The organism is Geoalkalibacter ferrihydriticus DSM 17813 (assembly GCF_000820505.1).
Classification (GTDB): Bacteria; Desulfobacterota; Desulfuromonadia; order Desulfuromonadales; family Geoalkalibacteraceae; genus Geoalkalibacter; species Geoalkalibacter ferrihydriticus.
Window position 1 is genome coordinate 371,027 of the sequence record NZ_JWJD01000002.1, and the last position, 24,907, is coordinate 395,933.

General features: G+C 57.9%; 22 protein-coding genes. 20 read left to right on the top strand and 2 right to left on the bottom strand.

Annotated elements, in window-relative coordinates; all coding sequences use genetic code 11:
* The first annotated feature begins 266 nt into the window (after positions 1-266).
* The 4 genes from pfkA to GFER_RS07910 all read left to right on the top strand — a co-directional run bounded on the left by pfkA (position 267) and on the right by GFER_RS07910 (position 8,972).
* A complete protein-coding gene (gene pfkA / locus GFER_RS07895) occupies positions 267-1,229 on the top strand; it encodes a 6-phosphofructokinase (protein WP_040098162.1) in 963 nt (320 codons plus the stop codon).
* A gap of 138 nt (positions 1,230-1,367) precedes the next feature.
* A complete protein-coding gene (gene uvrA, locus GFER_RS19590; protein WP_040098163.1) occupies positions 1,368-6,947 on the top strand; it encodes an excinuclease ABC subunit UvrA in 5,580 nt (1,859 codons plus the stop codon).
* A 102-nt stretch (positions 6,948-7,049) separates the two neighbouring features.
* On the top strand, positions 7,050-8,369 hold the full coding sequence (locus tag GFER_RS07905) for a DUF3422 family protein (RefSeq protein WP_040098164.1): 1,320 nt from the start codon (positions 7,050-7,052) through the stop codon (positions 8,367-8,369).
* A 372-nt stretch (positions 8,370-8,741) separates the two neighbouring features.
* Positions 8,742-8,972, top strand: a complete 231-nt coding sequence (locus tag GFER_RS07910) for a hypothetical protein (RefSeq protein WP_040098165.1) — start codon at positions 8,742-8,744, stop codon at positions 8,970-8,972.
* Between the two features lie 10 nt (positions 8,973-8,982).
* On the opposite strand, the gene hypF is transcribed toward GFER_RS07910, so the two are convergent.
* Positions 8,983-11,241: a carbamoyltransferase HypF gene (gene hypF / locus GFER_RS07915; protein ID WP_040098167.1), complete on the bottom strand. Its 2,259-nt coding sequence runs from the start codon at positions 11,239-11,241 to the stop codon at positions 8,983-8,985.
* A 239-nt stretch (positions 11,242-11,480) separates the two neighbouring features.
* Between hypF and GFER_RS07920 the strand changes: the two genes are divergently transcribed.
* From GFER_RS07920 to GFER_RS07960, 9 genes are all read left to right on the top strand, one after another.
* Complete coding sequence (locus GFER_RS07920) at positions 11,481-14,120, top strand: chemotaxis protein CheB (RefSeq protein ID WP_040098169.1); 2,640 nt, start codon at positions 11,481-11,483, stop codon at positions 14,118-14,120.
* Between the two features lie 2 nt (positions 14,121-14,122).
* Positions 14,123-15,844, top strand: coding sequence for a sigma-54 interaction domain-containing protein (locus tag GFER_RS07925; protein ID WP_040098171.1), 1,722 nt, complete (start codon positions 14,123-14,125; stop codon positions 15,842-15,844).
* Between the two features lie 240 nt (positions 15,845-16,084).
* Positions 16,085-16,327, top strand: a complete 243-nt coding sequence (locus GFER_RS07930) for a helix-hairpin-helix domain-containing protein (protein WP_052446175.1) — start codon at positions 16,085-16,087, stop codon at positions 16,325-16,327.
* A gap of 92 nt (positions 16,328-16,419) precedes the next feature.
* Entirely contained in the window at positions 16,420-16,797 is a 378-nt protein-coding gene (locus tag GFER_RS07935; RefSeq protein WP_040098174.1) for an HPF/RaiA family ribosome-associated protein, read from the top strand.
* Between the two features lie 318 nt (positions 16,798-17,115).
* Entirely contained in the window at positions 17,116-17,397 is a 282-nt protein-coding gene (locus tag GFER_RS19595) for a CsbD family protein (RefSeq protein ID WP_279615510.1), read from the top strand.
* Between the two features lie 88 nt (positions 17,398-17,485).
* Entirely contained in the window at positions 17,486-18,325 is an 840-nt protein-coding gene (locus GFER_RS07945) for a BON domain-containing protein (protein WP_040098176.1), read from the top strand.
* A gap of 140 nt (positions 18,326-18,465) precedes the next feature.
* Complete coding sequence (locus GFER_RS07950) at positions 18,466-18,687, top strand: hypothetical protein (RefSeq protein WP_040098178.1); 222 nt, start codon at positions 18,466-18,468, stop codon at positions 18,685-18,687.
* Positions 18,688-18,722: 35 nt separating this feature from the next.
* Positions 18,723-18,911, top strand: coding sequence for a Thivi_2564 family membrane protein (locus GFER_RS07955; protein ID WP_040098180.1), 189 nt, complete (start codon positions 18,723-18,725; stop codon positions 18,909-18,911).
* Between the two features lie 30 nt (positions 18,912-18,941).
* Positions 18,942-19,253, top strand: a complete 312-nt coding sequence (locus tag GFER_RS07960) for a putative quinol monooxygenase (RefSeq protein WP_040098183.1) — start codon at positions 18,942-18,944, stop codon at positions 19,251-19,253.
* A gap of 17 nt (positions 19,254-19,270) precedes the next feature.
* On the opposite strand, the gene GFER_RS07965 is transcribed toward GFER_RS07960, so the two are convergent.
* Positions 19,271-20,704 carry an AsmA family protein gene (locus tag GFER_RS07965; RefSeq protein WP_040098184.1) on the bottom strand — a complete coding sequence of 478 codons (1,434 nt, stop codon included), beginning with the start codon at positions 20,702-20,704 and terminating at the stop codon, positions 19,271-19,273.
* Between the two features lie 397 nt (positions 20,705-21,101).
* On the opposite strand from GFER_RS07965, the gene GFER_RS07970 reads away from it, so the two are divergent.
* The 7 genes from GFER_RS07970 to GFER_RS07995 all read left to right on the top strand — a co-directional run bounded on the left by GFER_RS07970 (position 21,102) and on the right by GFER_RS07995 (position 24,902).
* Positions 21,102-21,281, top strand: a complete 180-nt coding sequence (locus GFER_RS07970; protein ID WP_040098186.1) for a CsbD family protein — start codon at positions 21,102-21,104, stop codon at positions 21,279-21,281.
* A 92-nt stretch (positions 21,282-21,373) separates the two neighbouring features.
* The gene (locus GFER_RS18640; RefSeq protein ID WP_139171954.1) at positions 21,374-21,523 is read left to right on the top strand and encodes a lmo0937 family membrane protein; all 150 of its coding nucleotides are present in this window, start codon (positions 21,374-21,376) and stop codon (positions 21,521-21,523) included.
* A 29-nt stretch (positions 21,524-21,552) separates the two neighbouring features.
* Positions 21,553-21,708 carry a DUF3309 family protein gene (locus GFER_RS18210; protein WP_040098188.1) on the top strand — a complete coding sequence of 52 codons (156 nt, stop codon included), beginning with the start codon at positions 21,553-21,555 and terminating at the stop codon, positions 21,706-21,708.
* Positions 21,709-21,773: 65 nt separating this feature from the next.
* Positions 21,774-22,169: a putative quinol monooxygenase gene (locus GFER_RS07980; protein ID WP_082047991.1), complete on the top strand. Its 396-nt coding sequence runs from the start codon at positions 21,774-21,776 to the stop codon at positions 22,167-22,169.
* 63 nt (positions 22,170-22,232) lie between these two features.
* Positions 22,233-22,547 (top strand): BON domain-containing protein, encoded by a 315-nt coding sequence (locus tag GFER_RS07985; protein WP_040098190.1) that lies wholly within the window; start codon positions 22,233-22,235, stop codon positions 22,545-22,547.
* Between the two features lie 231 nt (positions 22,548-22,778).
* Positions 22,779-23,990, top strand: coding sequence for a cardiolipin synthase (cls, locus tag GFER_RS07990; RefSeq protein WP_235264034.1), 1,212 nt, complete (start codon positions 22,779-22,781; stop codon positions 23,988-23,990).
* Positions 23,991-24,026: 36 nt separating this feature from the next.
* Positions 24,027-24,902, top strand: coding sequence for a sensor histidine kinase (locus GFER_RS07995; RefSeq protein WP_052446177.1), 876 nt, complete (start codon positions 24,027-24,029; stop codon positions 24,900-24,902).
* Positions 24,903-24,907: the final 5 nt, after the last annotated feature.

Here is a 24,907-nt window from a genome sequence, read left to right on the forward strand (position 1 = left end):
ATATCAGTCTCTTAGTCACTCAAATCATAGCAGCGCCCCCAGGGGTGTCAAGCGATGCGCAAAGGGCTTTGACAAATGCGGTGCGCAATGATTTACTCAACACGTTCATTTGCGCGCAAGGGCCTGGGACGCGCACTTCCGGGATGGTCGCAGATTTGGATTCTACCTTTTCCTTGTGCGCCTTGATCCCGATTTTTCCGTGTTCATTTGCGCAACCCAAACCTCGGGTTATGCAATAAATCGTCAAATCAATCAGGAGTCTTTTCATGAAACGTATTGCCGTATTGACCAGCGGGGGCGATTGCTCGGGGATGAACGCCACCATTCGCGCCGTGGTGCGCTCGGGACTCTGCGCCGGGCTCGACGTGGTGGGCATCAAAAAAGGCTACCGCGGACTTATCGACCGTGATTATTTTATGATGAACACCAAGTCGGTGAGCAACACTCTGCAACGCGGCGGCACCTTTCTGCAGAGCGCGCGCTGCAAGGAAATGATGGAAACGGCCGGCCAGGATGTGGCGGCGAACAACCTCAAGGGCATGGGCGTCGAGGGTCTGGTGGTCATCGGCGGCGACGGCAGCATGCGCGGCGCCAAAACCCTCATGGACCGGGGCATCAAGGTCATCGGTATCCCCGCCTCCATCGACAACGACATTCCCTTTACCGACATGTCCCTGGGAGTCGACACGGCCCTCAACAACATCATTTATGCCGTCGACTGTCTGAAGGACACCGCTTCGAGCCACGACCGCGCCTTCATCGTCGAGGTCATGGGGCGCAACTGCGGGTATCTGACCCTGGTCGCTTCCATCGCCTGCGGCGCCGAACACGCCCTGATTCCCGAAGTCCCTTACAACATCGGTGACATCTGCGAAAATCTGCGCAAGCGTTATCGCGAAGGGCGCGACAATTCGATCATCATGGTCGCCGAAGGGGTGGCGAGTGCTCAGGAAATCTCCGAGCAGATCAAGCACCACATCCGCTTCGAATCGCGCATCATGGTTCTCGGCCATTACCAGCGTGGCGGCTCGCCCACGTCCTTCGACCGCCTGCTCGGCTCGCGCTTCGGCCAAGGGTCTGTGGAAGCTTTGTTGAACGGCGAAAGCGGCAAAATGGTCGGTCTTTCCGGCAATCACCTGCAATTCACCGAATTCGACAAGATCTTTAACGCCCCCATGCGCCCCCTCAATGAGAACATGGTGAAACTGGCGCACAAATTGGATATTTAGAGGTTGTCCATTGTCTTTGATCCTGTCCTCCTTGCCGGCAGCGTTTCTTCGCCGCCGGCAAGGAGCCTTTCCCCATTTCCTCTTCTTGCCGTATAATTGATTCCTTTGTCCGTCATCATTTCGCAAAGGATCCTCTGTATGTCTGCCAATCAGATCCGCGTCGTCGGCGCCTGCCAGAATAACCTCAAGAATCTCAACCTGGATTTACCCCTCGGCGAGTTGATCGTGATCACCGGGGTATCGGGTTCGGGCAAATCGTCTCTGGCCTTCGATACCATTTACGCCGAGGGGCAACGCCGCTACGTCGAAACCTTTTCCCCCTACGCCCGCCAGTTTCTCGACCGCATGGACAAACCGCGCGTCGAACGCATCGAGGGCATCCCACCGGCCATCGCCATTGATCAGACCAATCCGGTGCGCACCTCGCGTTCGACGGTGGGCACCATGACCGAACTGACCGACCATCTCAAGCTGCTCTTTGCGCGGGGCGCGCGCCTGTTCTGCCGCGGCTGCGGCCGCCCGGTGGTGCGCGACACCCCGGAGAGTGCGGCCACGGCTCTGCTCGGCGAGAGCGAGAACCGCCGCGCCCTGATCACCTTCGGCGTCACTGTGCCGCGCAATTTCACCGTCGCCGAGATCAGGCAGCACCTCGCGGCGCAGGGATATACCCGCTTTCACAGCGAGGAAGAATCGTCTCTGGAAGTGATCCAGGACCGCGTAACCCTCAGCCCGGAGCGACGCGGGCGACTGGCGGAGAGCCTGGAGGCGGCGTTCAAGGCCGGCCACGGCCGGCTCAATGTGGTTCTGCTCGACGCGGACGGCACCCCCGCGGCGGTGCGGCGTTTCTCCACCGAACTGCACTGCGCGGAGTGCGACCTCGCCTATCACGCCCCCCAGCCCAACCTGTTCAGTTTCAATTCGCCCATGGGCGCTTGTGACACCTGCCGCGGCTTCGGCCGCACCCTCGGCATCGATTACGCCCTGGTGATTCCCGATGCCGACAAGTCCCTCGCCGAGGGCGCCGTCAAACCCTTTCAGACCCAGAGCAACCGTGAATGCCAGGATGATCTGCTGCGCTTTGCGCGTCAGGCGCAAATCCCCGTGGATGTGCCCTGGCGAGAGCTCAACGAAAGGCAACGCGCCTGGGTCATCGACGGCGAAGGCCGCTGGGAAGATGGATTGTGGTACGGAGTGAGCGGCTTTTTCGACTGGCTTGAATCCAAGAGCTACAAGATGCATATCCGCGTGCTGCTCTCCAAGTACCGCTCCTATGATCGCTGCCCGGACTGCCGGGGCGCGCGTCTCAAGCCCGACGCCCTGCTCTGGCGCCTGGGCGGCAAGAGCGCAGCCGACCGGGTCTTGCCGCCGCAACAGCGCTTTCGCCCGGCAGGCGCGGACCTGGCGCCGGAGGTTCTGGCCGGATTACCGGGTCTGTGCCTGCATGACCTGATGTTGCTGCCGATTGAGCGCTGCCTGGAGTTTTTCAGCCACTTGCAGCTTCCCGCCCCCCTGGACGAGGCGGCCGATCTGCTGCTGGGTGAAATCCGCACGCGCCTCGCCTATCTGGTCGAGGTGGGGCTGCCGTACCTGAGTCTTGACCGCCAGTCACGCACCCTCTCCGGTGGCGAGGTGCAGCGCATCAATCTCACCACCGCGCTGGGCACATCTTTGGTCAACACCCTGTTTGTCCTCGACGAACCCTCCATCGGTCTGCATCCGCGCGATATGGGACGCGTCATCGGCGTGCTGCAGCGCCTGCGCGACGCGGGCAACTCTCTGCTGGTGGTGGAGCACGACCCCCAGGTCATGCTCACCGCCGACCGGGTGCTCGACATCGGCCCGGGACCGGGTCACAAGGGCGGTGAGGTTGTGTTTTTCGGCACCCCGGAAGAACTGCTGCGCGATTCGCGCTCACTGACCGCCCAGTATCTGAACGGCAGAAAAAGCGTCGCCGCGCCCTCGCGCCAGAACGCCGCGGCAACCTCGCCCCCTGCCCTGCTGCAAATCCGCGGCGCCGCCGCTCACAACCTCAAGGGCGTCGACGTCGACATTCCCCTCGGCCGGCTGGTGGTGGTGACGGGGGTGTCCGGCTCGGGCAAATCGACCCTGGTGCAGGACGTGCTCTACCAGGCCCTGTGCAAACTCAAGGGCAAGCCCGTGGAGGCGCCCGGCGCCCATGAGGCGATTATCGGTCACGAACAGATCAGCGACGTGGTGCTCGTCGATCAGTCCTCCATCGGCCGCACGACCCGCTCCAATCCGGCCAGCTACGTCGGCGCCTTCGATGCCATTCGCAAGGCTTTCGCCGCCGAGCTGCCGGCCAGGGAGCGCGGCTACACGGCCGGCACCTTCAGCTTCAACTCCGGACAGGGCCGCTGCCCCACCTGCGGCGGCAACGGCTTCGAGCACGTGGAGATGCAATTTCTCTCCGACGTCTATCTGCGCTGTCCGGACTGCAACGGCCGCCGCTATCGCGCCGAAATCCTCGAGATCAAACTGCATCCGGCCCGCGGCGGGCCAGGCCGGTCCATCGCCGAGGTGCTCGAATTGACGGTGGCCGAGGCCCTGGACTTTTTCGCCGACCGGCCCGACGTCCTGCGCGGTCTTGAACCTCTGCGGGCGGTGGGTCTCGATTACCTGAGCCTCGGTCAGCCGGTGCCGACCCTCAGTGGCGGCGAGGCGCAGCGCCTCAAACTTGCCGGGCACCTCGCCGCCCACCGCGGCGGCAAAAAGAAGGTCCAATCCAGCACCCTGTTTCTCTTTGACGAACCCACGACCGGGCTGCACTTCGACGACATCGCCCGGCTGCTCGGCGCTCTGCGTCAGTTGCAGGACGAAGGCCATTCACTGCTGGTCATCGAGCATAACCTCGACGTCATCGCCGCCGCCGACTGGCTCATCGACCTGGGGCCCGAAGGCGGCGAGGGCGGCGGGCGCCTGGTGTGTGCCGGCCCGCCCGAAGAGGTCAAGAACTGCCCGACAAGCCACACCGGCACGGCCTTGCGCCTTTACCTTGAGCAATTGCGACAAACCCGCAACCAGGAGGTCAGAGCCCTGCCGCAGCACAGCGCACCCACCGGGCCCGAGGAACGCCTTGCACCAGGACAGCATGAGGGGCGCATCTGCATTCACGGTGCCCGCGAGCACAACCTCAAGAATATCGACATCTGCCTGCCCCGCGACCAGTTCACGGTCATTACCGGCATGTCCGGCTCAGGCAAGAGCACCCTGGCCTTCGACATCCTCTTCGCCGAGGGGCAACGACGCTACCTCGAATCCCTCAACGCCTACGCCCGGCAGTTCGTGCAGCCCGCGGCGCGTCCCGACATGGACGCGCTGTTCGGCATTCCACCGACGGTGGCCATCGAGCAGCGCACCAGTCGCGGCGGACGCAAGAGCACCGTGGCGACCCTCACCGAAATCTACCATTTCCTGCGGCTGCTGTTCGTCAAACTCGGCGTGCAGCATTGCCCCACCTGCGAAGTTGCCATCGAACCCCAGTCGCGCGAGGCGATCGTCGCGCGGTTGCTGCGCGGGCGGCGCGGCCGGCGCGTCAGCCTGCTTGCGCCCCTGGTCACGGCGCGCAAGGGCTATTACACAGATCTCGCCAAATGGGCTGCGGGCAAGGGTTTCTCCCATCTGCGCGTGGACGGGGTGGATACTCCCACGGACAACTGGCCGCGTCTGGATCGCTTCCGCGAGCACAATATCGAACTGCCTGCCGGCGACATGGTCCTGGCACCGGAGCACGAAGAGGAACTGCGCGCCCTTCTTGACCTGGCCCTGGATTACGGCAAGGGCGTGGTGCAGGTGCTGGATGAAGATGGTGGGCCGCCTGCGATATTTTCGACGCGCCGCGCCTGTCCCGGTTGCGGGCGCAGCTTCGAGGAACCCGACCCGCGCCTGTTTTCCTTCAATTCCAAGCACGGCTGGTGCGAGAGTTGCTTCGGCACCGGCCTGCTGCTGCCGGGGTTTGATGCCGAGCAGAGCGGTGAGGAAATCTGGTGGAATGCCTGGTGGGAAGGCGTTGAGCAACCCTGCCCGAGCTGTGACGGTCGCCGCCTGCGTCCCGAGGCCCTGGCGGTTCGATTCCACGGCCGCGACATCGCCGAGTTGAGCGCCCTATCCATCGCCGCGGCGGAGGAATTCTTCCGCACTCTGGAGCTGGCCGGGCGCGAGGCGGACATCGCCCGCGACATCCTGCCCGAGCTCAGGGCACGTTTTGCCTTTTTGCGCGAGGTGGGGCTGTCCTACCTGTCCCTCGACCGCGCCGCCCCCACCCTCTCGGGCGGCGAGGCGCAGCGCATCCGCCTGGCTGCGCAACTGGGCTCCAACCTGCGCGGAGTCTGCTACATCCTCGACGAGCCGACCATCGGTCTGCACCCCCGCGACAACCTCATGCTCCTCGACACCCTGGAAAAGCTCGGCGCCAAGGGCAACACCGTGGTGGTGGTGGAACATGACGACGAAACCATCCGCCGCGCGCGCCACCTCATCGATCTGGGCCCCGGCGCCGGCATCAATGGCGGCCGCGTGGTCGCACAGGGCAGCCTCGCCGACCTGATGGCCGCGCCCGAATCGATCACCGGACGCTTTCTCGCCAAACCCCTCTACCACCCTCTGGTCAAACGCCGCGCCACGACCCGCCGCACCCCGGGAGTGGAAATCGTCGGTGCGCACCTGCACAACCTCCAGCAGGTCAGCGTCAGCCTGCCCCTGGAGCGGCTGGTGGCGGTCACCGGAGTCTCCGGCTCAGGCAAGAGCACCCTGGTGCGATCGGTGCTGCACGACAATCTGCGCCGCCTGCTCGCAGAGCGCGGGACAACGCCCGGGAAACTGCGCGGTTGCGGGGAGTTGCGCGGCTGGGAAAAAATCGAGCGCATTCTCGAAGTCGACCAGACGCCCATCGGCAAGACGCCGCGCTCCTGCCCCGCCACCTACGTAGGCTTCTGGGATGAAGTGCGCAAGCTGTTTGCCGCGGTCCCCGAAGCAAAGATCCGCGGCTGGGGTCCGGGACGCTTTTCCTTCAACACCAAAGAGGGTCGTTGCGCCGCTTGCGAGGGTCAGGGCGTGCAGAAAATCGAAATGAGTTTTTTGCCCAACGTGCAGGTGCCCTGCGAGCAGTGCGCCGGACTGCGCTTCACCGCCGAAACCCTGGCTGTCACCTACAAGGACAAAAATATCGGCGAAGTGCTGGGCCTCACCGTCAATCAGGCCGCCGAATTCTTTGCCGCCCACAGCAAAATCCACCATGCCCTGTGTCTGTTGCAGGACGTGGGACTGGGCTACCTGACTCTGGGGCAGCCGAGTCCCACCCTCTCGGGCGGCGAGGCGCAGCGCATCAAACTGGTCACCGAGTTGGCCAAGGCGCCTCTAGGCGACGCAGGCGACATCCCCCGCCCCCGCATCCGGCGCGGCAGCCATACCCTTTATCTGCTCGACGAGCCGACCATCGGCCTGCACATGGCCGATGTGGAAAAGCTCATTCGCGTACTGCACCGTCTGGTGGCCGCCGGAAACACCCTGGTCGTCATCGAGCACAATCTCGACATCATCGCCGAAGCCGACTGGCTCATTGATCTCGGTCCCGAAGGCGGCGAGGGTGGTGGGCGCATCGTCGCCGCGGGCACCCCCGAGCAGGTCGCGCGGGTGCGCAAGGGCTCGCATACCGCGCCTATTCTGAAAAAATTTCTCAAGGAGCGCGCCCTGCCCAAATGATTTTCTGACAGAAGATGTTTACCTTTTCATTGGCGGACAGGAGCGCTATTGTTTCGTTCGCCAGGGTTCGTATCGTTTTCTGTCCGGAGGATCAATCGCGTCATGTCCGAATACTTTTGTCTGCCCTTCTCCACCCACCCGCTGCGCAATTCCCTGTATGACGAGTTGCACGCGCGCCCCTTTCAACTCATCGGCACGCCGCAGCAGATCTCGCATTTGGCCTTTGCCGCGGAACCGCGAGAAATCGATGAGGCATTCGGTTTGGTGTGCGATCTGTGCCGGCGCTACAGCGTTAATCAACCCAATGCCGAAACCGTTTCCTATTTTCAGGATTTCGGTGAATTCGCCGTGCGCTGGGAGCGGCACATGGAATTTTATTCCTTGACCTTCATGCGCGGCGCCGGTCCCGAGGGCGAACCTTTTGAACACCCGGTCATTCGCATGTTGCCCGGCGACTGGATGGCCATGCTGCCCGGGCAGGCCATTGCCGCTTTCCATGTCGTCGTTGCGGGCGAGGAAATTTCCATGGAGCGCGATCCCGTGCACCGCTGGTTCGAGGGTCAGCGGTTGATCATGAGCCGCCCCGCCCAGGGCAAGGCGGTGGTCTGTACCGCCTTTCGCCTGCACAGCGACGGCTTCGGCAGATTTGTCGTTCAAAACCAGGGGGTTACCGATTACCAGATGGGACGCCTGGTGCAGCGCGTCATCGAAATGGAGACCTACCGCCTGCTCGCGCAACTCTCCCTGCCCCTGGCCAAACGCATCGCGCCGGAGTTGGCGGAAGTGGACAAGGCGCTGGCCGAGATGTTGGCCAAAGTACCGAAAAACGGCAACAGCGAGGGTAACCGCAACCTGCTGCAACAGCTCTCGCTCCTCTCGGCACGGCTGGAAACATGGCGCGCGGAAACCAATCACCGCTTTTCCGCCACCCGCGCCTACCACGAACTGGTGCTCACGCGCCTGACCAACATCAGGGAAGAGCCTATGGGCGGCTACATGACCTTCGCCGAGTTCATGAGCCGCCGCCTCAATCCCGGCCTACGCACCTGCGAAGCGGTGCAGGGCTGGATGGAAGACCTGTCGCGCCGCATTGAACGCGCCGGCGACATGATGCGCACCAGCGTCAACCTGACCCTCCAGGATCAGAACAAAAGCCTGCTGGCCTCCATGAACCGTCGCGGACGCCTGCAATTTCGCCTGCAGGAAACCGTCGAGGGCCTGTCCGTGGCGGCCATCAGTTACTACCTGGTCGGCCTTCTCGGTTATCTCCTCGACGGTCTGCCGCTGGACGCCCTGGGGATGGAAAAGAAAACCGCCGTGGCGATTCTGGTGTTGCCGGTGATATTTCTGGTGTGGTGGCTGATCCGGCGCATCAAGCACCGGCTGATCAAAGAGCCGCTGTGTGAAAAAGAGCAGGAATGAAGAACTGAAAAAGCGCAGAATCAAAGCCGCAGTCGGAATTTCTGACGAAAAAACATCAACTTGTCGGATTTTCTTACAAACCAAGCCTGCCACGCAAGTTGGAATCTCCGCAGAATTTTCCACAAGTAGCCGTCAGCGTTGCAGAAAACGATATTCCTTGAGGTCTTGGCGTCACTCTTGCTTTAATGAACCGCAACTATTCAACTGCAACGTCCGACAGTGCCGCAGGGCGCGGCGATTGAGTGCTGCGGCAAATGTCTGAGCCGCAGGCGCGTTTTTGCCGCACGCGATGCCGCCACGGCCTGCGGCGCGCATGCTGAACAGTTACGGACACCAAGAGTTTTGAATTTCGTTCTGAAAGGATGTGCAATTTTGAAATTGATACCCCTGCGCACCACACGAAAACCGCAGGGCAGAAGTAAGGAACGCTCAAACCACTTTTCCGAGCGACGCAAGCGCCTGCTCCATCTTCTGCTGCGCGACCTGATTCCGACCATCCTGATCCTGCTATTCGTCGGCTGGCTTAGCCTGCAAGCCGCCGCGCTGATCAACAAGGTCAAACCTGAAAATCACCTGCAGCCACAAAACACCAGCCGCCCCTGATCCCCTCTTTCTACGCCTGCCGTCCGGCAATGACCGCCTGCCCCAAGGCCAGGCCGCCGTCATTGGGCGGCACCAGGGAATGCGTGACGACGGTAAAACCATCCTCTTCAAGAAGTGCAAGGGTTTTCTCTGTCAGGTAGCGGTTCTGAAAAACCCCACCGGACAAGGCCGCCAGAGTCAACCCGCTGGCCGTACGCAGCCTGCGACAAACAGCGCGCACCATGACAGCCAGAGTGTTGTGAAACCTGGCGCTCAGGATACCGATGGGCACCCTGCCCTCCAGATCAAGAACCAACGCGCGAATCAGCGGAGCGGGATCCAGCACCAGGGATTCTTCCCCCTGCTGCAAAGCAAAGGGGTAGACAGCCTCCTCCCCCGCACTGATGACCTGCTCCAACTCCAACGCCGCCTGCCCTTCGTAACTGACCTTTTGCCGCAGACCGATGAGAGCGGCCACCGCGTCGAACAGCCGCCCACAACTCGAGGTGAGGGGACAGTTGATGCCGCGCGCGATCATCTGCTGCAACAGGCGCACATCCCTGGCGTCCATGGCGGCGAGAAACGGCAGAGGCGGAAACTCCGCGCCATACGCGTGGGTCAGGGCGCTCACCGCCATGCGCCAGGGTTCGCGGGTGGCCGCGTCGCCACCGGGCATGGGCAGATAGGCGAAATGCGCGCCGCGGCGAAAGCCTTCGGCATTCCCCATCAAGAATTCTCCTCCCCAGATGTGCCCGTCGCTGCCGTAGCCGATGCCGTCGAAAATCACGCCGATGGCCGGCTCATCGCGGCCGTTTTCGGCAAGACAGCTGACCAGGTGGGCATGATGGTGCTGCACGGCGATGCGCCGCACTCCGGGCAATTCCTCGGCAAAGCGGGTGGAGAGATAGTCGGGATGCAGGTCGTGCGCGACCACCCGCGGCTGCACACTGAGAATGTCTTGCAGATGCGTCACCGTATGCTCCAGACCGCGCAGCACCTCGAGATTTTTCAGATCACCGATGTGCTGACTGAGAAAAGCGCGGTTCTCCTGGGTGATGCACACGGTGTTCTTGAGTTCGGCGCCCAGGGCCAGCACCGGCGGCTGCTCCTGGGGCAAAAAAATACCGCGCGGCACATAGCCGCGCGAACGGCGCATGAGCACCGCCCTGCCTGCCATGACGCGGGCGATGGAATCATCGGTACGGGTATGGATGCGCCGGTTGTGCAGCAGGTAGGCATCGGCGATGCCGCCCAAGCGCGCAAAAGCCTCGGCATCCTCAAAAACGATGGGTTCGTCGCTGAGGTTGGCGCTGGTCATGACCAGGGCGGTGAAGTGTTCATCCAGCAACAGGTAATGCAGAGGCGTGTAGGGCAGCATCACGCCGAAAAAACGGTTGCGCGGCGCCACCCGGGGCGACAAGGGGTGGTCGTCGCGGCGGCGCACCAGCACGATGGGCCGCTCCACCCCGGCAAGCAGGCGCTGCTCGGCCTCATTGACTCGCGCATACAGGCCCACCTGGTCGAGATCGCGCGACATGAGGGCAAAGGGCTTTTCGTCGCGCGCCTTGCGTCTGCGCAATTCGGCCACCGCCTCGTCGTTGGAGGCATCCGCCACCAGGTGATAGCCGCCCAGACCCTTGACGGCGAGGATACGGCCTTGGCGCAAAAGTTCGACGGCGTGCCGCGCGGGGTCGGCCACCTCCAGCTTGCGACCTTGCCGATCGTGGAACGAGAGGCGCGGCCCGCACGCCGCACAGGCGTTGGGCTGGGCGTGAAAGCGCCGCGAAGACGGATCTTCGTATTCGGCGCGGCAGTCCTCGCACAGGGGAAAATCGCGCATGGTGGTGTGCGGCCGATCGTAAGGCACGCCGGTGACGATGGTATAGCGCGGCCCGCAGTTGGTGCAGTTGATAAACGGATAGCGAAAGCGCCGGTCGGCGGGGTCGAACAACTCGCGCAGGCAATCGTCGCAAACAAAGGTATCGGGGGATATCTGGGCTTTGCGCTCGCGGTCGCGGACGCTCGCGCGGATGACGAACGCCTCCTCAACCTCTACAGGGCAGTCCCGAACGTCAAAGCGGGTGATCACAGCCAGGGGTGGTGCCTGGGTGCGCACCTGCCCTGCAAACGCCGCCAGGTTGGGCGCCGCACCCTGTGCCTCGATGCTCACCCCGCGACTGTCGTTGAGCACCCAACCCGTCAGATTCCAGCGTCGGGCAAGCTGATAAACGAAGGGACGAAACCCCACGCCCTGCACGATGCCCTCGATGTCAATGCGGTTACGTTTCATTTTTTGTATCTATCCACCTGGTGTAGGGGGTCGCAACTCCCATGGCGAGGGTGTCCGGCGACCATGGACGGCGCATTCATGATGACACAAAAAAGGCCGGATTTGAAAGGCGCAAAGCCTTCGCCCCTGTCCGTCACATCCAGCGCAGCTGTCATATCTGACGGAATAAGCGAAAAACAGACGACATATTTATTAAATGAGATCTGGCTGTTTTAAAAATGGCTGCTAAAATATGACACATGAAAAACCAACCCAAACCAGACAGGCCGGATCAAGTATCCGAAAAAACGGCCCCGCGCGCTGAGTCCTCCACGCAGGACGATCCGCGCTTTGCCATTGTCGGTATCGGCGCGTCCGCCGGCGGACTCGAAGCGCTGGAGAAGTTCCTGCGCCAGGTCCCTCAAAACAGCGGCTTGGCCTTTGTGATTATCCAGCACCTGGACCCAACCCACAAATGCATGATGCCTGAATTGCTGCAGCGCGAGACTGCGATGAAAGTGTTTGAGGTCCGGGATCGCATGCGCGTTAAACCAAACTGCGTCTATGTGATTCCACCCAATAAGGACATGTCCATTCTGCACGGCGTGCTGCATCTGTTCGAACCGACAACCGCCCGCGGACTGCGCCTGCCCATCGATTTCTTTCTGCGCTCCCTGGCTGAAGACCTGCAGGAAGGCAGCATCGGCGTCATCCTTTCGGGCATGGGCTCCGACGGCACCCTGGGCCTGAAAGCCATCAAGGAAAAGGCCGGAGTGGTCCTGGTGCAGGAGCCTGCCTCGGCCAAGTTCGACAGCATGCCGCGCAGCGCTATTGCCGCAGGCCTGGCCGACCTGGTGGCTCCGGCGGAAGAGTTGCCCGCAAAAATTCTCGAATATCTGCACCTTGACCAGGTTCTCGCCAGGAGCGAGACCCCCCTGGAAGAGAAAGACCAGAGCGCCCTCGAGAAAGTCGTGATCCTGCTGCGGACCAAGACCGGCCAGGATTTCTCCCTGTACAAAAAGAGCACCGTCTATCGGCGCATCGAACGGCGCATGATCATTCACCAGATCAGCAAGATCGCCGATTATGTCCGCTACCTGGAGAAAAACCCCCAGGAAGTAAAACTGCTCTTCAAAGAGCTGCTGATCGGGGTCACCAACTTTTTTCGCGACCCGCCGGCCTGGGAGCTTTTACAGTCCAAGGCGATCCCCGCGCTGCTCAAGGAACACCCGGCCGGTGGGACGCTGAGAGCCTGGTCGGTGGGCTGTTCCAGCGGCGAAGAGGCTTATAGCCTGGCCATCGCTTTCACCGAGGCCATCGAGCAGCTCAAACCTGAGGCCGACTACACCCTGCAGATCTTTGCCACCGATCTCGACCAGGACGCCATCGACAAGGCACGTCTGGGGTATTACCCAAACAACATCGCCGCGGACCTGTCCGACGAGCGCCTGCGCCGGTTTTTCATTCAGGAAGAAAATGGCTACCGCATCGGCAAGAAAATCCGCGCGATGGTCACCTTCGCGACCCAGAACGTCATCATGGATCCCCCCTTTACCAAACTCGACATTCTGACCTGCCGCAACCTTTTGATCTATCTGATGCCGGAGTTGCAGAAAAAGATCCTGCCGCTCTTTCACTACAGCCTCAAACCGGGCGGGCTGCTGTTTCTGGGCAATGCGGAAACGGTGAGCGCCTGCCCAGAACTTTTTACCCCCCTGAACCTCAAATTTCGGCTGTTTCAGCGCCGCGAATCGGTCCTGCCGCTGGGACAGATCTACTTTCCCGCCTCATCCGTACCCTCTGCCCCGGAAAATGCCAAGGAGTCCACCAAGGTGAAACCAGCCTCCAATCTTCAAGCGCTTGCAGACGAGCTGCTTCTGCAACACTTCTCTCCGCCGGCCGTGCTTGTCAACAACAAAGGCGACATCCTCTATATCAGCGGGCGCACGGGCAAGTATCTGGAACCTGCGGCCGGCAAGGCCAACTGGAATATTTTTGCCATGGCCCGTGAAGGGCTGCGTTTTGAGCTGGGCATCTCGTTCCATAAAGTCCTGCGGCAAAAAGAGGCGATCATCCTCAAAAATATCAAGGTCGGTACCAACGGTGGCAGCCAGACCCTGGACGTTACTCTCAAGACCATCGAGGAACCCGAAGCGCTGCAGGGAATGGTGATGATCGTCTTTCACGACGTGCCGGAGCCGCCATCGAAAAAATTGCGCGGCCGCGCTGCAGGCCCTGCGGCCGCCAACGCTCGGGTCGTGGAACTGGAGCAGGAAACCCAGAAACTGCGCGAAGAGTTGCATACCACGCGCGAGGAAATGCATTCTTCGCAAGAGGAACTCAAGTCGACCAACGAGGAATTGCAGTCCACCAACGAGGAATTGCAGTCCACCAACGAGGAGCTGACCACGTCCAAGGAAGAAATGCAGTCCATGAACGAAGAATTGCAGACGGTCAACGCCGAGCAGCAGTCCAAAATGGACGAGCTGACCCGGACCGAAGACGATCTGCGCAACCTGCTCAACAGCACCGAAATCATCACCGTGTTTCTGGACAAGGAGCTTCATGTGCGACGCTTCACCGAAGGGGCTAAAAAAATCTTCAAGCTGCTTCCCGGCGACGTGGGGCGTCCCCTCTCCGACATCACCAGCGATCTGCTCTATTCCGAAATGTCTGAAGATGCCCAGGAGGTCCTGCGTAGCCTGTCTGTTTCAGAAAAACAGATTGAAACAACGGATGGTCGCTGGTTTCTGGTGCGCATCATGCCCTACCGCACCATGGATGACGTCATCGGCGGGGTGGTGATCACCTACACGAATATCACCGAGGCAAAAACGACCGAAAAGAAACTTCGTGAGGAGATTGAACAACTTAAGCACCGTCTTGAGGGAGGCTCCTAGCCTTGGCAAAGAACAAAGAACGAAGACCTTTAACGCCGGCCGAAGATTTGCGGCGCCTGGCCGAAGAGCGGGCACGCCTCAAAATGGCCGCAATAACGCCGTCGCCGAGTCTGGCTGATGCACAACGGCTCGTCCATGAACTTGAGGTTCACCAGATCGAGCTGGAAATGCAGAACGCCGAGTTGCTCAACACCCGCGACGAACTTGAAATCTCGCGCAATAAATATTCGGAACTTTTCGACTTTGCCCCCATAGGCTACTTTGTCCTCGACGCCCAGACGCGCATCCGGGAAATCAATCAGGCCGGCGCGCAAATGCTGGAAATCGAGCGAAGCCTGCTGACCGACAAACCATTCAGCCGGTTTATCGCCGATGATGAAGAGCGGCGGAAGTTCACGGATCATTTAAAATCGGTACGGCGGGAACAAGGGGTTCATCGCTGTGAGATCCGCATCAGGAAAAACGACGGTACCCTGTTCCATGGCCTGTTGCAGAGCGACGCCGTAACCAACAGCGACTGTCAAGAAGGGTGCATCCTGATTTCCATTATGGATGTCACGGACAAATGGCAGCTACGCATGGAACTGCAGAAGGCCCATGATGAGCTGGAGTCGGCGGTACGGGAGCGCACCGCTGAGTTGATCCGCAGCAACGCGCAGCTCTCTCTGGAAATTGAAGAGCACAAGAATGCACGCGCGTCTCTCAAAGGTGCCTATACGCAGATCAAGCAGCTCTCTGAAAAGCTCCAGGAAGAGAATATCCAGTTGCAGATGGATTTGTCACGGGAAAGCAATTTTGGTGAGATCATCGGCCACAGCAATGCCATGCAATATGTCTTTTTCCGCATTGAACAAGTCGCCCCCCAGGATGCCACCGTGTTGCTGCTGGGCGAGACCGGCACCGGCAAGGGTCTGGTGGCGCGCGCCATACATAATCGCAGCGCCCGCAAGACCAGGCCCATGATCACGGTCAACTGCACGGCGCTGCCGGGCAATCTGATCGAAAGCGAACTCTTCGGGCGCGAAAAAGGGGCATTCACCGGAGCGAGCGCCCGGCAGATGGGGCGTTTTGAATTGGCCAACGGCGGCACCATCTTTCTGGATGAAATCGGCGAGATGCCCCAGGATCTGCAATGTAAACTGCTGCGGGTGATTCAGGACGGCGAGTTTGAGCGCCTGGGCAGTCCCCACACCATCAAGGTCGATGTGCGCATCATCGCCGCCAGCAACCGCAACCTGGAAGAGGAAATTCGCGCCGGTCGTTTTCGCGAGGATTTGTTCTACCGCCTCAATGTTTTTCCCATCACCATTCCCCCGCTGCGCCAGCGCAAGGAAGACATCCCGCTGCTGGTCAATTATTTTGTTGCCAAATACAACAAAAAAATCGGCAAGAAAATCGCTGATGTTTCAAAAGAAACCCTCAACACCCTTGCGCAATATCATTGGCCGGGCAACGTGCGTGAGTTGGAAAGCGTCATCGAACGGGCGATCATTACCAGCCAGGGAACCACACTGCGGATCCAGGATCGTCTCACAGGCCTGAAGAAACCCGAAGGAGAGATCGACATCAAAGCCCTCGCCGACCTGGAACGCGACCACATCCTCAAGGTGCTGCAGAAAACCAACTGGCGCATCGAAGGGGAAAAAGGGGCGGCGATTCTTCTGGGGCTCAACGCCAGCACCCTGCGCGCCCGCATGCGCAAATTCGGCCTGCGCCGCAATTAAACGATCCGCGCCGGCCCCAATCCTTCACATATGACAGTTATGTCTCATGTGACGGATGTCAACGCCAGCCCTCCCTCCACGCCACCGCCCCACCTTTCTACTTTTCCCTTCTCAATCAACAACATAGGACATTTCTTTCCGCAGACTACCTTGGCTTGCATCTTGCGATTTACCTACTCAGCACGGACCGGAGAATTCCTGCCTGTTCGCGAGAATTGAACAATCAGCGGAGAGAATGCCATGGAAAAACAGATGAAAGAGCTGCAAAAACTCAAAGGAATCGGAAAAGTCCTGGCGCGCCGCCTGGTCGAATCCAGCTATGACACGATTGGTAAAGTTGCCTCGGCTCAAGAGAAAAGTCTTGAGAGAATTGAGGGCATGCATCAGCAAAAAATCCGCAGCATCGTCGCCCAGGCCAGGAATATGACGGGCGAAACCGAGAAGAGTGACCACACCTGGACGCAAGAGCGGCGCGAAGCGTAAAGACCTCCTTCCGGCCGAGAAGATGCCTGTACAAACGGGATTGGCCGCCATTTACCGCTATTGAACCAATCGCGACGACCAAGGAGAACACCATGCAAATTCAGGTCAACACAGGTCACAACATCGAAATGCAGAAGGACAGGGCCGCTGAGATAAGTGGCGTTGTGGAAAGTTCTCTGAGTCACTACAGCGATCACATCACGCGCGTGGAGATCCACTTGAGTGACGAGAACAGCGACAAGAAGGAGGGCTATGAGGACATGCGCTGCATGCTGGAGGCCCGCCTCAAAGGAAGTCAGCCGATCGCGGTCAAACACCAGGCTGAGAGCCTGGATCTGGCCATCAGCGGCGCCGCAGACAAGTTGGTCCGATTACTCGAAAGCACCATCGGACGACGGCGCGAGCAGCAGAGGCGCAGGGCCGATCCCGACCCTTCGGAACCTGATCAGGAACTTGCGAAGGAGCTATGAGCAGGGCGCCATAGGGAGTATTTAGCCATGCAATGTACCGATGCAATGCTTGCTCCAACATATTCGGTCATATTTGGCAGCTATGTTAAATGTGACGGATTCAGTTGGCGGCTTCTCACCTCCCCGTTCTTCGACTAAAGCTTTTTCACCACAAATTCAACAACTTACCCACGCTCAACGGGCAGACATTTCTGGTACGCTCGTTGCGATAGAGTAAACGACAGCGCAGAGGAGTCAGATGATTGCTCTGAACGAATCTTTCAAGACTGAAATGAACCGGTTTCTTTGGGATTTTTCCAATCCCTGAAAGGTGTGAACATGTCGCAAAGCGCAATCAACGAGTTCAACGAACGGGGACAGGTTCTCTTCAAGGACTTTTGCTGGGAAGCCGCCCCCCCCTACCAACAAGCGGAGGATCTCATGAAGTCAGGCAACCAGGACAAAGCGGAAGGAAAACTGCACGAAGCCAAAGGAAAAACAAAGGAGGTCGCGGGAAAGATCGCCGGAAATCGCAAACTCGAGGGCGAAGGCAAAGCTGAGAAAGTCGCCGGCAAGGCTCAGGGAAAGACCGGTGATGTCAAGAAGGTTTTCGAGGACTGACCGTCACGGTTAGTACGTAACCAAGGCTCCAGGGCATCTGGCCTGCGGGGCAAAGACAACAAAAACCACGTTATAAGGAGCACGTCGCATGAAAACATTTCAATACCTGGCTCTTATCATGGCATCGGCAGCAGTGCTGGTGTTCAGCTCTCCGGTCCAGGCCTCGGATCTGGACAACCGCATCGAAAAGTCAGCCAAAGAGTCCCATGTGTTTAAAACCTTCCTCAAGGATGCGGATATCGAAGTCAAGTCCAGAGACGGCGTCGTCACCCTGACGGGAACCGTCACCGAGGAATCTCACAAGGCCTTGGCCACCGAAACAGTGGCGAACATTTCCGGGGTCAAGAGTGTGGACAACAAGCTGGAACTCAAAGGGGAGCGCCCCGCTGAGATGTCGGACACGTGGATCATGATGAAAGTCAAATCCACTCTTCTGTACCATCGCAGCGTGAGCGGCCTCAAAACCGAGGTTGACGTCCAAGACGGCATCGTCACGTTGCAGGGCGAAGCGGACAATCAAGCACAAATTGACCTGACGACTGAATATGCCAGAGATATTGAAGGGGTCAAAAAGGTTATCAACAAGATGACCGTGGCCAGGGACGCAAAAAAAGAAGACGACAGGAAAGCTGACAAGACCGCAGCGAAAGATGCCCGCAAGGACGACAAACAGAGTGACAAAACCGCCGCGAAGGATGCCCGCACTGTCGGCGACAAAATTGATGACGCCTCCATCACCGCCATGGTCAAGGCGACGTTGGCGACTCACCGCTCAACCAGTGCCCTCAGAACCAAGGTCGAGACGAAAGACGGCGTCGTTACCTTGAGTGGCAAAGCAAACAATGCGGCTGAATTGTATCTGGCCACCAAACTCGCCCAGGATGTAAACGGCGTGCAAGAAGTAAACAACCAGATGACCGTCGACTAGATATCAGGTGAAAAATAGAAAGTTGCCGGCGGTTGCAGCAATGCAATAGCCGGCAACTCCGGCACATCCCACGCGTGAAGCGACGGATATTCACAATCATCACCTTGACTAAACAACACAGGGCAATCGGGAGAATTCACATGAAACCACTTACGATAACCGGCATCATCCTCATTGTCATAGCTGTTATGGCGTTTGCTTACCAGGGCATTAATTACACATCGAGAGAAAAGGTCGTCGATCTCGGCCCACTGCAAGTGACCGCAGATCGCCAGAGAACACTGCCGCTTCCGCCTATTGTCGGCGCCATTGCGCTTGTAGGCGGTATCGTTCTGCTCGTCGTAGGGGCCAAAAAATCTTAAATCAACGCAATTGAGAAAAAAGGGGTAACCAACTCATGCCGTTAGTTGAAGTCATCATTGTTCTGATCGTGGTCGGCGTTCTTCTCTGGCTGGTCAACCGCTTCATCCCCATGGCTGGGTCCATAAAAATGATTTTGAATGCCGTGGTGGTGATTGCCGTCGTTATATGGCTTCTGAAGGTTTTTGGACTGCTAGATTCTCTCTCCAACATCACCGTGGGGTAGCGACATGTCCCAGTCTGCCGGATGAATGCCATGATCGACGTCTCGATCACGTTGAAGGTGCCGCCGGAAAAGCGCAAGGAGATCCTGCAAACCCTCAGGGCCGTACTTGGCCCGATTCGGCAGGAGAGGGGCTGCGTGAGTTGCCATTGCTACATAGATATTGAAGCGGATAACCGGATTTTCTTCAGGGAAGAATGGAAAATCAGTGAGGACCTGGATACCCACCTGCAATTCGGCCATTTCGGCGTGCTGCTCGGCGCCATGAAACTTCTCCCCCAGGAACCGGAGATCCGCGTCAATACCGTTTCTTCTACCGCCGGAGCGGAGACGCCAACGCGCTAGTGTTTGTGTGGTTCCTATCAATTCGGCGCCGCCACGGAGCCTGTGTAAAACACTTCGCACTCTCCTCCCGGAAAAAGGCTGCGGGCTTTCTCGAACAATTCGATAGCCGGCCCGGCAAGGGTTTTGAGGAAACTCGGCTGGTCCACCACCGGCTCGCGAAAGCTGCCATGGATTCTCTGTTGCACCATGGCGCAACCCTGGCCGTCGATCAGTGCGATGATGACATCATTGAACTGATTGTTGACGAAATCGAGCTCTCCCTGTAGGGCAACGCGGTTCTCGTTGGTCGCCATGGCGACATCAGCGGCATTTGCGACCCCGCCTTGGATCTGCCACTCAGAGATCACCGTTTGAATGTCTGTGCGGCCACCCGATCCCTGAAAAATTTTTGCAAAATTATATCCCTTGGTGACAGCCAAGCCCAAGGGCCCGGCAAAGAAGAACGCGCCGACGTCGATGAGATTGAAGTTCTGGCTGGACTCAAAACGCGAGAACACCCCATCAAGATCGATGCCGGTCAGCGTCAGGTTTTCTCCCTCCAGTAAAATTTTTCCTTCGGCGGTTTGCTTTAACTGCGGCAACGTATTTCCCTGCATGGACAAATTCGCGGAGAAATCCAGTAAGCCCTCCGCGGCCTGTTCCGCCGAGAGTGTTTTGAAGAACTCCTCGATCTGAAACTGCGGCAGGGAATACCGAACCGAATAGAGCGGATCCTCACCTGCAAAGTCGCCATGAAGGCTCCCCGAGCCTTGCGCTCCGAAAAGATCCATCCTGATCGGATCAACGTCGAAGATTCCATCCTGCCCTTGGACCGAAAGCGTCAAGTCAGTCGCCGTGACATCGTTGGCGCTGAATTCCCCGCAGGCGAGTTCTGCCGTGAGGGAAAGATTCTTCAAGAGATCAGCGCGCTGTCCGGTTGCACGCCGCAGGTGATCAAGCTCAAGGCTGCAATCTTTCGCTGCGAATTCCAGCCCTGAGTGTCTGTCTGTGAAGTGAAGACTGGCATTGGCAAGAGACACATTCGAGAATTCCAGAACCTGCTCTATGCGGTCGGGCTTATCGGTTTTCGTTTTTTCGAAATTGAAAACTCCGTCAACATCCCGCTCGATGTGAATCCGCGGTTGTATGAGAGCAACCTTTCTGAGCCGAACTTCGTTTTTAAGCAAAGGGAGAATCTCAATCCCGGCCCTGACCTCAGCAATGGCGGCAACCTCGGAATCCCGGTTGACCACGCGCACGTTTTCGAGAGTGAAATTCAAGCCCTTAAAAAGGCCCATGTCCACCTGCCCTTCGACGTGGACGTCCATCCCTAGAGCCCTTGATCCGATTGCTTCCAACTGGGGCTTGTAGGCGCCTGCGTCAACAAAAAGAAACAACGCCAGGGTAGCGACGACAAGTAGAGCGATCAGTCCGCCGAAGACCCCGAGAATGATTTTAAGTGTCTTTGCCATGGCATGATTTCCCTTGGATTCGCTGGGGGTGATGCGCGATGTTCCAACCTCGGCGAAGAGACGCTAGCGCAGTTTGAACTCGCCTCTGCGCCCCCTTGATGACTATCAAGTATAGTCGAAAATGCGCACCTGTCCGTCCTTGAAAAACATACGTGCCATTGCGGCCACAATCCATTCCGCCACATATGGCGGCTTTGTCAAATATGGCGGAAACTCCCCGGGGACAAACTCTTCACCTGAACCACAAAAAACTCAATTTCTTTAATGAAACAAAGTGCCTGCGCGGATTCACCAAAATCCAGACATGTGGCATGTTCGTTGCGGTATACATAATGAGAATGAAACGCGTACCCACATTAATCCAACGGATTTTCCGGCTGGAGGAAAGGAGCAAAGCATGAATTCAAGCATTAAGGACAAAACGCAGGGAACGTTCCACGAAGTGAAGGGAAAGGTGAAGGAAGTCGCAGGAAAGCTCAGTAAAAACAAAGAACTGGAAGCCAAAGGCAAAGCAGAAATAGCTGCCGGGAAAACACAGAAAAAAGTTGGTGAAGTCAAGGATGCTTTCGACGAGTAGCCATAAAAACCAAGCGACTGGATCATCACTATCGGGGGTTATACTTCTTCATTGATCGATGGTGAGGATAATCAGTCAGAGAGGAGTACATCATGGTGTGGACAATCGCAATTGTACTGGTCGTTCTGTGGGCGCTGGGTTTGGTGAGCGGCTATACGTTGGGTGCATTTATTCACCTGCTGCTCGTCATTGCCTTGATCCTTGTGGTGGTGGGCTTTGTTTCAGGCCGAAAGGCTCATTAAAGGTCTGAGCAGGTGAAAGGAGTTTCCCTATGATCGGGACAATCGTGCTCATCATCGTGATCTTGCTGCTTCTGGGCGCGTTGCCGACCTGGCCCCACAGCAGAAGCTGGGGATATTTCCCCAGTGGGGGACTGGGCTTAATACTTCTGATTCTCCTTCTCTTGATGCTTACCGGCAGACTTTAGAAGACTGAAAATCAGAGCCATCAGGAAACTCGGTCATGCCGTTGGCTGGGGCTAAGGGGTATTTCATGATTGAAGCCAACATAAGGATTAACGTACCACCCAGTAAGCGTTTGGACTTTCTACAAACCTTGCAAGCGGCGCTTGAGGTCGTTCGACAGGAACCGGGGTGTTTAAGTTGCAACTGTTTCACCGATGTGGAGGAGGAAAACGCATTTGTCTTCAAGGAGGTGTGGGATACGCGTGAAGATCTCGAAACTCACATGCAGTCCGTTATATTCAACGCATTGATCGGCGCCTTGAGCCAGCTTGAAAATAAGCCGGAAATCCGATTCAATACCATTTCCTCCTCGGTTGGGTTGGAATCATTTGATTCTGAACGCTCGTCCACGCTCCCTGGGCACAAAGAGTTACTTCCTTCACTCAGTTCGATATTGAACGGTGACAGTCCAGCGAGACACTAATCTAACGAGAGTATCGCTGGTAACCGACGGTTACTAAATCACAAACACATAGGAGAAAACCTCATGTTATACTTTCAAAAAATTTTTAAATTCATGGTCTGTCTGTTCGTTGTCGCTGCATTTATTGGATGTGCATCGACTGACAAAAGATCAGGCACCGGAGAGAAATTTGACGATACGGTCATTACAACCAAAGTAAAATCTGCAATTTTTGCGGAGCCGGATCTGAAAGTTCTTCAGATTAGTGTTGAAACATTCAAGGGTGTCGTTCAGTTAAGTGGATTTGTTGATTCGGCGCAGAGTGTCAGAAAAGCAGGCGAAGTTGCCCGCGCTGTCGAGGGAGTCGAATCGGTAAAAAACAATTTGATTGTCCGATAGCCCAGGCGGATAGAAGGACAAAAGCTTCCCCTCTCATGCGGGAGGGCCATAAGGATGGTTTTTAAATACGTCTGTTCATGGATTTTCCTGATATTGGTTTTGAACTCTGGCAGCGGGTGTCAGGCATTGCCAAACGTCACTGAAGTGATGGATGACGCATCGACGTCACAGAGTGACTTTCGAATTTATTCACTCAAAGGCCTGCTCTCTGCCAAGGAAAGCAGAACAATCATGGAGCGACTGGAAAAATCGGTCGCTCCAACGGATGTTCTAGCGCGACACACGGTGGTGGTCGAGTCGGTGAGCGATAGCCCGCTGACCAAAGGCAACCAGGTCCGTTTGCTCACCGATGGGCAGGAAACCTATGACGCCATGTTCGAGGCGATTGAGAGCAGTACGCACCATATCCACCTTGAAAGTTACATCGTTGAGGATGATGAGACTGGCAGGCAGTTTGCCGACCTGCTTTTGCAGAAGCAGGCGCAAGGTGTTCAGGTCAACCTTATTTACGACAGCCTGGGAAGCATAAACACGCCCTCGGCTTTTTTCCAGCGTCTGCGCGACGGCGGCATTCAGGTGGTCGAGTTTAACCCGATCAACCCCATGAAGGCGCAGAGGAAATGGGGGCTGACCCATCGCAACCACCGCAAGATGCTGATCGTCGACGGCAAGGTAGCGATCGTCGGCGGCATCAACATCAGCAAGGTGTATTCGAGCGGCCCTTTTCACCGCAAGAAGAATCAGGTCGCGCCCATTCACTGGCGCGACACCGACATTGAAATCAAGGGTCCGGCCGTTGCTGAATTTCAAAAACTCTTTCTGGACACCTGGCAGAATCAGCAGGGGCCGGAACTCGCCGAGGACAACCAGTTTCCCGACCTGAAGGAAAGAGGCCCGGTGCTGGTGCGCGTCCTCGGCAGTGCACCGGGGCAAACCAACCGCGCCCCTTTTGTCATGTATGTGTCGGCCATCACTTTTGCGCGACATTCGGTCTATCTGACCCATGCGTACTTCGTCCCTGACAGGCAGATCGTGAAGGCCCTTTGCGCGGCGGCCGAACGCGATGTTGACGTCAGGATCATTCTTCCCGGAATCACCGATTCCCAATTAGCACTTCTCGCGCAGAGGCATCACTATGCACCCCTTCTGAAGGCGGGAGTCAAGGTGTATGAGCACGGCACGTCCCTGCTGCATGCGAAAACCGCGGTGATTGACGGGGTCTGGTCCACCGTGGGCTCAACCAATATGGATTCTCTGAGCATGTTGCACAACGACGAAGTCAATGCGGTTATTTTGAGCGTCGAATTTGCCGAGGAGATGGAAAAAATGTTTGCCGCAGATCTCGCCAACTCCATGCAAATTCACTGGGATCAGTGGCAAACACGCCCCTTTCTGCCCAGAATTAAGGGATGGTTTGTCAATTTATTCAGCCGGTGGCTGTAATCCAGGGTCATTAATGGACGTATTGGAGGAGGGTGCATGGCTGGTCCGAGATTAAATAAAGGCATTCAGGATGCCGCTGACCTACGCCGTCTGGCGGAGGAAAAGTTGCGTTTAGCCAAAGGGGGATTTCAGAAACCACCCCCAGACCAGGATGCGCGCAGGCTTGTCCACGAACTCCAGGTTCACCAGATCGAACTGCAAATGCAGAATAACGAGCTGCGCCAGTCCCGCGACGAACTGGAAGCGGCCAACATCGAACTGGACGCCTTCAATCACACCCTTGCCCACGACCTGCGCCAACATCTGATGACCATCAACGGCTATTGTCAGGTCATCCAGAGCCTGGACAGCACGGAGCGCGCCGAAAAAACCACGGAATATCTTGAGGAAATCTACCAGGGCAGCCTGGCCATGAGCCGACTCATCGACACCCTGCTCGATTTTTCCAGCGTCGCCAACGGCGAGGTGCACCGGCAATCCGTCGACCTGAGCGCCATCGCCAAATCCCTGGTGAAGGAACAGATCCTGGCGGCCGATGCTTGCCGCTGCACCTTCCACGTCACCCCGGGAATCCGGGCCGACGCTGATCCGGATCTGCTGCGGGTGGTACTGAACAACCTCATTGGCAATGCCTACAAGTACGCCGGCAACCGCGCGGGCGTGGTGATTGAATTCGGCGTAACCTCTGTTGACGGAAAGCGAGCCTGCTTTGTGCGGGATAATGGACCGGGCTTCGACATGGCGTATGCCGATCGGCTGTTTCTTCCTTTCCAGCGTCTCCCCGGCACGGCCCTTGAGGGTCACGGCATCGGGCTGGCCACCGTGGAGAGGATTGTCAGGCGCCACGGCGGCAGGGTGTGGGCCGAAAGCGAAAAGGGCCAAGGCGCAACCTTCTTTTTCACCCTCGACTAAGGTCG